Annotated in this window: 7 protein-coding genes; 3 read left to right on the plus strand and 4 right to left on the minus strand. The window is 53.8% G+C overall.

Translation table 11 applies throughout. From position 1 onward, the window contains the following. Position 1 precedes the first annotated feature (1 nt). Positions 2-472: a toll/interleukin-1 receptor domain-containing protein gene (locus HUO07_RS00905; protein WP_176301990.1), complete on the plus strand. Its 471-nt coding sequence runs from the start codon at positions 2-4 to the stop codon at positions 470-472. Then, complete coding sequence (locus HUO07_RS00910; RefSeq protein ID WP_176301991.1) at positions 469-3012, plus strand: toll/interleukin-1 receptor domain-containing protein; 2544 nt, start codon at positions 469-471, stop codon at positions 3010-3012. The genes HUO07_RS00905 and HUO07_RS00910 overlap by 4 nt, the downstream gene beginning before the upstream one ends. Positions 3013-3140: 128 nt before the next feature. On the opposite strand, the gene recD is transcribed toward HUO07_RS00910, so the two are convergent. Genes recD through HUO07_RS00930 form a run of 4 tightly spaced genes read right to left on the minus strand, consistent with a single transcriptional unit; the run spans position 3141 to position 10216 of the window. Next, positions 3141-5459 (minus strand): exodeoxyribonuclease V subunit alpha, encoded by a 2319-nt coding sequence (gene recD / locus HUO07_RS00915; protein WP_176302064.1) that lies wholly within the window; start codon positions 5457-5459, stop codon positions 3141-3143. 46 nt (positions 5460-5505) lie between these two features. Continuing rightward, positions 5506-9387 (minus strand): exodeoxyribonuclease V subunit beta, encoded by a 3882-nt coding sequence (gene recB / locus HUO07_RS00920; RefSeq protein ID WP_176301992.1) that lies wholly within the window; start codon positions 9385-9387, stop codon positions 5506-5508. After that, on the minus strand, positions 9384-9911 hold the full coding sequence (locus HUO07_RS00925; protein ID WP_176301993.1) for a hypothetical protein: 528 nt from the start codon (positions 9909-9911) through the stop codon (positions 9384-9386). Before HUO07_RS00925 ends, recB begins: the two co-directional genes overlap by 4 nt. Then, entirely contained in the window at positions 9908-10216 is a 309-nt protein-coding gene (locus HUO07_RS00930; protein WP_176301994.1) for a nucleotidyltransferase domain-containing protein, read from the minus strand. The genes HUO07_RS00925 and HUO07_RS00930 overlap by 4 nt, the downstream gene beginning before the upstream one ends. A gap of 119 nt (positions 10217-10335) precedes the next feature. Between HUO07_RS00930 and pncB the strand changes: the two genes are divergently transcribed. Then, on the plus strand, positions 10336-11517 hold the full coding sequence (gene pncB, locus HUO07_RS00935) for a nicotinate phosphoribosyltransferase (protein WP_176301995.1): 1182 nt from the start codon (positions 10336-10338) through the stop codon (positions 11515-11517). Positions 11518-11520: the final 3 nt, after the last annotated feature.

Raw genomic sequence — 11520 nt, forward strand, 5'->3', positions numbered from 1 at the left:
AATGAAAAAGATATTTTTTTCTTACTCTCATAAAGACGAAGATATAAGAGATAAGCTTGATACGCAGCTTTCTTTATTGAAAAGAAGAGGTGTTATTGAGGCTTGGCATGATAGGGCTATTGATGTTGGTAGTGAGCTAGATAAAGAAATTGACGAGCATGTAAGAAATGATGACATAATTTTACTTTTAGTTAGTCCTGACTTCATTGCTTCAGATTATTGTTTTGATACTGAGATGAAAATTGCTATGGAACGACATAACAGTGGAGATGCTATTGTTGTGCCAATAATTATAAGGCCTTGCGACTGGAAAGAAGCACCGTTTGGTAAGTTAATGGCTGCGCCAAAGGATGGCCGTCCAGTTACTTTATGGGAAAACCAAGACTCAGCTTTTCTAGATATAGTAGATTCAATAAAAAAAGCTATCAAGAAAGTATCTGATAAACATGCTGTATCTCGAGGTAAAGCATGAAAAAGATATTTATTAGCTACAGTAGTGCAGATGAAAAATACAAAGATCAAATGATCTCCCATCTGAGTGGGTTAAAGCACAGAGGAGTGATAGAAACTTGGCATAATAGAGATATTGTCGCTGGTGATGTAAAAGGCGATGAAATTGATCAAAATATTAATCAAGCTGCTGTAATACTTCTTATGGTAAGCCCAGACTTTATTGGGTCAGTATATTGTTATGGACATGAAATGCAGTATGCTATACAGCTTCATGAGGAAGGCCGGGCAAGAGTAATACCTGTTATGTTGAGGCCTTGTGATATCGAAGGCGCGCCTTTTGAAAATTTAAAAAGTGTTCCCGAAAGAAATTGGATCAGCCAATATGATGATAAGGATAGTGTTTTTCTAGAAGTTGTCGAGCAAATAAAAATCGCAATTAAAGAAGCGGTTACAAAGAAAGAGCCGGCGACGAAGAAAGATTATGTACATAAAAGTTCTTTTTTTGAATGGCTAAATGACACGGAAGTTGTTCTTAAAAGCAGAACTACAGAAGTTATAAAATTGGACGATATTTATATCTATCCAGATCTTCGTGCCCTAGATTCAGATGATGAAAGCTTTTTAGAAATATCATCAGCTCGGCTACCAGAAAGTGAAGGATATGCCCTTGTTCTTGGTGAAGAACAATCAGGGAAATCAGCTCTTGCAAAATCACTCTACAAAGATGCTTTTAAGAACGGAAAAAAGCCAGTATTTATTGATGCTGAAAATTTGAATGAAAGTGATATAGTTGAGCTTTGTAATAAAGAGATAAAAAATCAATATAATAATATCGATTGTCTTACAGGAATAGTTCCAGCCGAAAGGTTTTTGATAATAGATAATTTTGCCAGTGTGTCTTTAAATAAAAAGCATCAAAACATACTGCTGGATGGCATAGAGAGAGAATTTAATACTTGTGTGATTCTTGCCTCTGACTCTTTTCAATACGTTATTCCTGATATTGAAGGTATGGCAATATTTTCTGTTAAAGAGATTTTGCCTTTAGGTAACTTTAAACGCGAAAAATTAATTGAGAAATGGGTTTCTGTTGGTAGAGACAAAGAAATTGATGAGGCTGAGCTTTTTTACTATGTAGACGAGCTTAAAACAAGGATGGATTCCTTAGTGAGGCGAAGTGTAATTCCACCTAAGCCTATATATCTACTTAGCTTGTTGCAAATTTTTGAAGCATATACTGCCCAGCAAATTGATTTGACTTCGTTTGGGCATTGTTACCAATACCTAGTATATCAAGCTCTAGAGAAAGCGGATATATCTGGAAAAGATATTGATAAATACATGAATGTAATGACTGAGTTTGCGTGGTCGCAATTTGAAAATGGTGGTGAGCTAAGCCCAGAAGCTCTGGGTGTCTTTTTTAGAAAATATTCAGAAACATATTTAGCTGTAGACGAGAAGAATGTTATCAGTAGGCTAGTTAACTGCAGCATATTGTCAAAAAATGAAAATGGTTATAATTTTAAATATCCGTACATTTATTATTTTTTTGCTTCTAAATATATATCAGAGCAATACAATAAAAACATAAAAGTAAAGGAGAGTTTTGTTTTTTTGCTAGAGAATCTCCACAAAGAGGACTGTGCAAATATAATTGTTTTTATTACACATCATACTAAAGATGCTTGGATTTTAGATGAAATACAAGTTTGTATGATGGATTTATTCCAAGAAGAAAGTGCTGCGAGTTTGAACCGGGATTCATTGAAATTTATGGAGAGCTTTCTTGGTGATATACCAGATTTAATACTTGAGCAAAGAAAAATTGAAGATGAGCGTGAAAAAAATGCTCATGATTTAGATCGAATGGAAATAAGAAATAAGAAATATGAAAATGAGATAGAAAACTTAGAGCCAAGTGACACCCTGGCAAGAATAAATAAGGCCTTTAAGGGAATTGAGATTCTAGGGCAGATTGTACGTAATCGATCTGCGTCACTTCCTAAAGAAATGCTTGTCGATTTGGTTAAAGAGGGATTTGATACCGGGCTGAGGTTTTTGTCTTATTTTTTAAGTATTTCTGATGCTTCAAAAGGTGAAGTTATCAAAATCATCGAGCATGTTTTACAGGAGAACCCAAGAGTAAGTGATAAGGACTTAGAAAAAGAAGCCAAACATACTTATATGCTTCTGACCTATGGGGTGATTTTTGGTGTTCTGAGAAAAATATCAAGCTCAATGGGAGGTGTGGAAGTAGAGGAGTTGTGTAGAATAGTTGAAGAAGAAAACGGGACGCCAGCTGTTAAGCTCATAAATCAATCGATGCATTTGCATTTTCATAAAAGGTTAGACTTTAAGCGAATAACAGAACTTCAAAAAGAGTTTCGCTCTAATCCAACATGTAAAAGAATATTAAGAGAAAATGTGATACAACATACATACATGTTTCCCGTAGAGTATAAGGATAAGCAAAAGATTGCTCAATCTTTAAATGTTAGTATGCAAAGCCAGCGCCGAATTGAAAGTGCTAAAGGTGGAAAGTTACTTAATAGAAAGTGATCAAAGTTATCAGTGCTATGCTGTGGAATGCACGCTATGACAACATGTCGTAGCGAGCCCCCATTCAAAGTCAATAACTGCTCTTAGCCGAAAACCGATACTACTACAACCGATGGAGTCGGTTTCAATTAACCCCCAACCCCACTAACCCTAATAACCTCCCTCACCACAGCCTCATTCAACACTCCGCGTTTGGCTTCTACCACCGTGAGCCAATCGCGGGCGCGGGTGATGGCGGTGTAGACCAGCTCGCGGGTGAGAATCGGGTTGGGCGTTTGCGGTAGCAGCAGGGCGGTGTGCTGAAACTCCGAACCTTGGGATTTGTGTACCGTCATCGCGAACACGGTTTCTACCGCGTGCAGGCGGGAAGGCAGCACCCAGTGAATGGGGTTTTCCGGGTCGCTGGTCGGAAAGGCGACTCTTAATAGCGTTCTTCCTGGCGCTCCTAATGAAGAGCGTGGATCAGGCACTGCCATTGTGATGCCGATATCGCCGTTCATCAGTTTCAAGCCATAGTCGTTTTGGGTGACCAGCACCGGGCGGCCTTCGAACCAGCCTTTCTCTAGCGTGTGGTCGTTGCCGAACAGCAGCTTTTCGCGACGCAGGGTTTTGGCGATTCGCAGGTTTAAACCTTCTACCCCCCAGGGGCCTTTGCGTAGCGCGCATAGCAGCTGAAAGCGGCTGTAAGCCTTAAGTACTTCCTTCGCCCAGGCATCGTAAATCTCGACGTGCTCTTCAAATGCTAGTGCCGTATCAGGCCGCTCTCTCGCCAGGGTATTCAGGTAGTGCTGATAGCCGGTGGGCGGTGCAATCGGCTCGTCCTTGAAATTGGTGCGGCCTTCGCCTGCGTTGGGAAAACGCTCCGCGCTGCCGGTAATTACCAGGCGCTCCAGGGCGCTGTCTTCGTTTTGTGCATCAGGCTTCAACACCAGGTGGTGCAGGTCGGCGTAGCCGTCATTTAGTATGCCATGCACGGCTTGGTGTTTATCCCGTTCCCGCATTGCCTCGCTTAGCGGCTGGTTAATCGCCTGGGCGAGCTGGCCGATGCCGCTTGTTTCAGTAAAGCGGTGGCTTACCCGCAGCATGGTAATGGCTTGGTCCAGCGCCTGGCCGTCCGGGTCGATTAATGCCTCTGGCAGCGGGTGGTCGGTGAGTTCGGCTAGCCACTGCGCCGTGGCGGGTGTGTAGTGGGCGGCGTCGGCGCGGCGGCATAGGTCGCCCAGCACGGCACCTGCTTCCACGGATGCCAACTGGTCTTTATCCCCCAGCAGCACCAGCTTGGCGCTGGTGGGTAGGGCGCTGAGCAGCGCCGTCATCATTTCGATATCCACCATCGAGGCTTCATCCACCACCAGCACATCCAGCGCCAGCGGGTTGGCGGCGTTATGGCGGAAGTGGCGGGTGTCGGCGCGGGCGCCAAGTAGCCTGTGGATCGTGGTCACTTCCGTCGGAATGTCGATTGCGTTCGATGAAGAAGCGGCAGTGTGCTCACCTAATAGCGATTCCAACCCGCTAAGGGGTAGGTCTTTCACCTGCCCGGCGATGGATTCATTTAGCCGTGCCGCGGCCTTGCCGGTGGGGGCGGCCAGGCGAATGCGCAGCGGGTAGGCGTTGGTCTGGGCCAGTTGCAGGGTTTGCAGCAGGGCTAGCAGGCGCACCACGGTGGTGGTTTTGCCGGTGCCAGGGCCGCCGGTGATGATCGCGAACGGGCTTCGGGCGGCGAGGGCGCAGGCGGCTTTTTGCCAGTCTAGGGTGTTGGTGGGTTTGAAGAGGATGTTTAGGGCTTGGGAGAGTATTCCAGGGTGACTATCGTCACCCATTCCCATCGCCCAATGAATTGGGCTCCTACAAGGGCTATCTGGCCCATCGCCATCCTTCATGGTGAGGCGGTTGGCGATTTCTTGGTGCAGGGTTTGCTCGAACTGCCAGTAGCGGCGTAGGTAGAGCTTGCTGGTGTTGCCGCTGTGGCTCACCACCAGGGGCGTATTGCCGAGGCCGTCGCTGATCAGCGTGGGATGGTTGAGCGCGGCCTGCCACTCGGGCAGCGTTAGCGTAGCCAGCACGTGGCTGGGCAGCGGCGGTGGGTCGTTTAGGTCGTCGCCTTCCGGCGGCAGCGAAAGCGCAAAATCCGGCGCTTCCAGCGTCGCAGCTATGTCCAGGCATACATGGCCACGGCCAAGCTGGTGGCTGGCCAGCGCAGCGCCTAGCAATAGCAGTGGCGGGGCGTTTTGGGTTTCGCGGTCGAGAAAGCGCACCAGGGCTAGGTCCAGATCCCGCAGCCAGCCACGGGAAACCCAGCGTTCACACAGCAGAAATAGCGCGGCGGTGTCGCTTAGCGCGGGGTGCGGTTGGGTAGCACTGGCGGCTGCTTCTGTCGGTGGTGTTGCCGATGCGGTTGAATCAGGTGCAGCGGCCGGGGCGTCATCGGCGAACAGGTCAAGGTTCATGGACTCGCTTTTGGAAGCCGTGTCTCGCTTACTCATAACTGTTTCCTCATACCAGAGCCTCCTGGTTGCTTGCTGCTGACGCTGTTGCTGAGCCTGTAAACAGTGCATCCAGCGCTTCGATCAGCGCGACCGGGGCAGGCACGGCGTGTACGCCGCGGTCGGTGGTGCGGCTGCCGCGTAGAAATACCGTCATCGAGCCACCCAGGTGTTGGCGCGGGTCGTAGTCGGGCAGGCGCGCTTTTAGCAGTCGGTGGAGGGCGAGCATATACAGCGCCGCTTGCAGGTCGTAGCGTTTTTCGAGCATGGCATCGCGCAGGGCGTCGGTGGTGTAGGCGCTGTCGTCGCTGCCCAGGTAGTTGGATTTCCAGTCGAGCACATAGAAGCGGCCTTCATGCTCAAAGGCGAGGTCGATAAAGCCCTTGAGCATGCCGTTGAGGGTGTCGGCATCCAGCACGGGGCGCGATACCCCTGGCAGTAAGTGGTCGCTGACCAGCTCATCCAGCTTGCGCGTTTGTACCTGGTGCGCGGCAAACCAGAACTCCAGTTCCACCTGATAACTTTCGAGTTCACATAGCGCCACTTGGCTGCCTTCGCTGGGCTCTGTCAGGGACGGGGACGGGGCCTGTGACAGAGAGTGAGGCAGGGGAAGCGGCGTGGCGAGGAGTTCTTCCAGCCAGCCCGCCAGGGTGTCGTGCCATGCTTGCCAGCCGCGTAGTTGCACGCGTCGCCGCAGCATGTCTTCCCTGGCGGCGGGGTCTTCTAGCGCTTTGTTGAAGCCTAGCTGGCCAGCCCACTCCAGCAATCCATGCAGGAAAGTGCCGGGGCCTGGGCCACGCGGAAACCGGTGCAGGTGAAACGCTTCGGTGTTGATGGCGTTGTCGTGGGGTTCATCCAGCACTTCCAGGGTGGTGGCTTCCTGGGGCGTGGTGGGTTCCGGCGCGGGCGTTGGCTGCGCCGCCCCTGGCATCGTTTCAGAGACAGCCCCTGAGGTGCGCAGCGCCGAGTAGCTGGCGATCCACCACTGTTCACGGGCGGGGCGCAGCGGGGTGCGGGCGTGCCCCAGTGCCTGCTGTTCCGGTGCCGGGGTGAAGCGCAGCGCGGTGGGTTCCGGGGCGGTACTTAAATCGATATCACTGCCTTTCACCAGTTCGCCCAAGGCGTGGGTAAACGCGCTGGGGGCGATGGCCTTGCCGCCGTTGATCAAGTGGCCGATGGCGCTGTTCTCGCTGCCTTTTAGCGGCGCCAGCCCGAGCCAAGTGGCGTGGCGGGCGCGGGTGAGCGCGACGTAGAGCTTGCGCAGGTCTTCACCGAGGCGTTCGCGGTCGGCGGTGGTAAGCGTGGCTTCATCGGCGCTCAGGCTGAGTTGCAGCGTACCGTCGCTATCGTGCCAGCGCAGCGGCAGGTCGGTGTCGCTGACCGGGCGGTGGTTGGCGATAAACGGCAGGAACACCAGCGGGTACTCTAGCCCCTTGGATTTGTGAATGGTCACGACCTTGACCAAGTCGGCATCGCTCTCCAGGCGCAGCTTGTGGCTGTCACCGTGGCTATCCGGGTCGGCGATGGCTTCGGCTAGAAAGCGAATCAGCGCGTGTTCGCCATCCAGTTCCTGGCTGGCGTGCTGGAGCATTTCACCCAGGTGGAGCAGGTCGGTTAGCAAACGCTCACCCTCGGCGAACTCGCCTAACAGCCGTGCGGCGATATCAAAATCGACCATTAAACGGCGCACCAGCGGCAGCACGCCCTGGCGCTGCCACAGGCGGTGGTAGTCGCTGAACTGCTCGACCCGCGCTTCCCAGGCCAGCTCGCTTTGGTTGAGGTAATCGAGTGCTTCAAGGCTCAGCCCAAGCACCGGCGTTGCCAGGGCGGCGCGCAGCTTGGCTTCCGCTTGGCGGGAGTTGGCCTGGGGCTCGGCGCAGGCGCGCAGCCAAATGGCTAGCTGCGGGGCAATGGGAGAACTGAACACCTTGTCGTGATCGGAAAGGTAGACGCTCTTGATGCCCCGGCTGGCCAGCGCCAGCCGAATCGCCCGCGCTTCCTGCAGGCCGTTGACCAGTACCGTCATGTCCGAGGGGGCCAGCGGAGTGAGTGATTGCTCTCCGTTATCGTCATCGCCACCAGCGCCCTTTGCAAAGCCCGCCTGATATTGGCGGCCTGCTTCCAAAAGGGAGGCCATGTGCGATGCGCAGCGCTCGGCCATCTCGCTTTGGTAAGCGGTTTTGGAGAGCGGTTCGTCGCTTTCAAGCGGCCATAGGGTCATCGCTGCTAGCGGTTTGCCGTTGAGTACCAGTGTTTCCTTGGTGCCTTTGGCGTTGACGGGGTTGAACGGCAGCGGGTTGTCGTCGCCATCGGCACGGAACAGAAAGGCGCCGGCATCGTGCTGGTCGGCGTAGCTAAAGCAGTGGTTGACCGCTGCCACCATGGCTTGGCTGGAGCGAAAGTTGGTGCCCAGCGTGACGTGGCGGCCATCGGTGTCTTGGCGTGCCTGTAAGTAGGTGAAAATATCCGCGCCGCGAAAGGCGTAGATCGCCTGCTTGGGGTCGCCAATCAGCAGGATGGCGCTGTCGCGGCGGGGCGTTGCGACGTCATACACGGCGTTGAAGATGCGGTACTGGATCGGGTCGGTATCCTGAAACTCATCAATCAGTGCCACGGGGAACTGGCGCTGGATCTGCGCGGCCAGGGCCTCTTTGTTGGGGCCTTTGAGGGCGCGATCCAGATGGGTGAGAAGGTCGTTGGGGCCCATCTCGGCGCGGCGTTCCTGTTCGCGCTCTAGTCGTGCGCGGCACCACTGCACGGCGTGAATCAGCAGGTCGTTGCGCGGCTCGGGCAGGGCATCCAGTGCTTGCGGGAGCTGGGCCAGCGCTTCCCAGGCTTGCGGGCAGGGCGGTGTGCCTTCTTTCCAGATATCGGCCATGCCGTCGGGCGTCATGCGTTTCCAGGCGGCGTCGGTGAGCGCGGGGCGGTCTGCATCGGTTTCGCACCACTCGCGTAGTGCGCCTAGCCAGCTGGCGCGGCTTTTGGCGTTGAAACTCTGGCCCTTGAAGGCTTTGCGCGTGGCGGCGTCTTCTAGGGCGGGCACCAGTTCGTCCAGCCAGGCGGCCCAGGGGGCTTTGAGTTCGCTGAGCTGGGCGGTGCGTTCGGCCTGGGTGGCGGCCAGGGTCTCGCTGGGTTCAGGCTTTTCGTCGCCCAACGCTTCGCTTTCGGGCAGTAGCCGTTGCAGCGGGGCGTGCAGGTCGTCCGGGGATTTCCAGTAACGGGTGACAATGCCGAGGGCGTCGCTGTCAAGCGGGTAGTAGAAGCTGCGCCAGTAGTCGCGCACCACTTCTTGTTCCAGTTCGCGCTGGTCGTTTTCCAGGTTGAGAGAGAACAGGCTGCCGCTGTCGAAGGCGTGTTCGCGCAGCATGCGGTAGCACCAGCTGTGGATGGTGGAGACGGCGGCTTCGTCCATCCATTCGGCGGCCAGCGCCAGGCGCCGTGAACAGGCGGGCCAGGTGGCAGGGTCGTATTGGTCTCGGAGTTGCAGTAGCAACGGATCAGCAGTTCGCTCGGCAGCAGGCCGACGCGAGGGCGCCGTGAACCCGTCCGTGGGGGCTACTTTTGCCATCCCTGGCAAAAGACCCTCGCTTTGGCCTGCTCCCTTCGCTTGATCCGGTGCATCGCGAAATACTTCCGCCGCTTCTACCAGCCGGTTACGAATCCGCTCGCGTAGCTCTTGGGTGGCGGCGTTGGTGAAGGTGACGACCAGAATTTCCGGCGGCGTAAGCGGGCGGATAAACGCGGTGTCGTCGTCAACGCTGTGGCCACCGAGTACTAGCCGCACGTAAAGCAGGGCGATGGTGAAGGTTTTACCGGTGCCAGCGCTGGCCTCTATCAGTCGGCTGCCGTGAAGCGGGAGGCTTAGTGGATTGAGTGGTTCAGGCTGGCTCATAAGAAAATGCTGTCAAACTCAGCTGAAAAGTCAGGGCTGGCGGGGTAGATACTGAGTTGCTCAGCGTTCCAGGCCACAAGACGTTGAGACGTCACTAAGAGTATGTCAGCGAGCTCGTTCAGTAGATTGAAGTGTTCGGCTATCTGTTCGTAGTCGGTCGAGTAGTCATGTGCCGCGATATTGCGGATGGCGCGGCAGCGTTGCCAATCACTTGTCGCGTTAATTACGCCTTGCTTTTCAAATAGAGCCAGTACCTTGAGAAAGCTGTCAGTGGATTCACCGGCAAGCAAAGCGCTGTGCCGCATAGTCGATGCTATCGAGTCTTGCAGCTTGGCAAACCGCTCATTAATGGCGGCAAGGGTTTCGAAATAATCCACATCTTTTTTGTGTTCTGCCAGCCACTCACCGTCAATCGGCCAGGTAATTTTGTTGCGTGACTGTTGTAGAAACCAAGCACAGCGTTGGATCGCTTCCAGCAGTTGCGCAAGATAGCGTTGTTGTTCGCTGAGAACATCATGACTCATGCTGCTTCCTCACTATCGATCGGGCGTGACTGTGCCAAGGCGATTGCTTGGAAGGGCGTGGGTTCAGCCGTCGAGGCATAGGCCACTATATCCACAGGCAGTTGGAGGCGTTGTTCGAGCGCCATTTTGAGTTCGGCACAAGCAAGCAGCGGTATCGTTGTCTGGGAGATCAACAGTAGATCAACATCGCCGCCTCGCTTGTTATCATCCAGCCGCGAACCAAACACCTGGACTTGCACAGAAGGCTTAATGAACTCGCGTACGCTCGAAAGAATCGTGTCACGCTGTGATTGAGTAAGACGCATCAAGACAGCTCCTAGACTGTATGAGAGCCCCGCCACCTGATAATCTTGTCGCCGAGCCACTCTTGGTGCAATGAGTTTACGCTACCGGCGGCTTCGGTTCACTCTAACGATGGGATCTCATGCTGACATCGCTGCTGGATAATGACTTTTACAAGATCACGATGCAGAACGCCGTGATCAAACGCTTTCCCTATGCCCAGGCGCGCTACGCCTTTATCAATCGTGGCGAGCACGAATTTCCTGATGGCTTCGGTGATGCGCTGCGTCGCGAAGTGGATCAGATGGCGATGCTGCGCCTGAGTGATGAGGAAAAGCGTTATCTCGAAATAACCTGCCCCTATCTCGACCCTACCTATCTCGATTTCCTGGCCGGGTTTCATTACGACCCTGCCGAGGTGATTATCGAGCAGCAGGGCAGTGACCTCTCGGTGATTATCGAGGGGCCTTGGTACCGCACCATTTTGTGGGAAGTGCCGTTGATGGCGCTGATCAGTGAGCTGTGGTATCGGCTGCGTGGTGTGTCGGTCACCCATGAGGCCGATGCGATGATCGAACAGCGCGCCCAGGAGAAGATCGAACTCTACCGCCGTCTTGGGTTGAAGATTGCCGAGTTCGGCACCCGTCGGCGCTTCTCGTTCGATGTTCATGACCGTGTGGTGGGTGCACTTTGCCACAATGGTGGCGAGGCGTTCAGCGGCACCAGCAATGTGCTGCTGGCCATGCGCCATGGGGTCAAGCCGATTGGCACCCACGCCCATGAATGGTTCATGTTCCACGGTGCCCGCTTCGGGTTTAAGATGGCCAACAGCCTTGCCCTAGAGCACTGGGTGGATGTGTATCGTGGTGATCTGGGCATTGCCCTGACCGATACATTTACCTCGCGGGCCTTCTTCGACAGCTTCGATAAGAAGTTCGCCAAGCTGTTCGATGGTGTGCGCCATGACAGCGGCGACCCGATCGATTTTGCCTCCCAGACCATCGCCCACTACGAGCGTCTGGGCATCAACCCGTTGAGCAAGACGATTATCTTTTCCGATGCGCTGACGCCGGAGAAGGTCGAGCATATTCATGCGTTTTGCAAAGACCGGATTGGCATGGCGTTCGGCATCGGCACCAACTTCACCAATGATGTGGGCGTCGAGCCGATGAACATGGTGATCAAGATGGTCGAGGCGCGCCCGGAAGGGCAGCAGTGGCTGCCGGTGATCAAGCTCTCCGATGTGCCGGATAAGCACACCGGCGACCCGGAGATGATATCGCTGGCGAAGCGGGTATTAACCCTGGGCTGGAAGAGCCATTAAGCT

Origin of the sequence: Vreelandella maris (assembly GCF_013371085.1) — a bacterium.
Classification (GTDB): Bacteria; Pseudomonadota; Gammaproteobacteria; order Pseudomonadales; family Halomonadaceae; genus Vreelandella; species Vreelandella maris.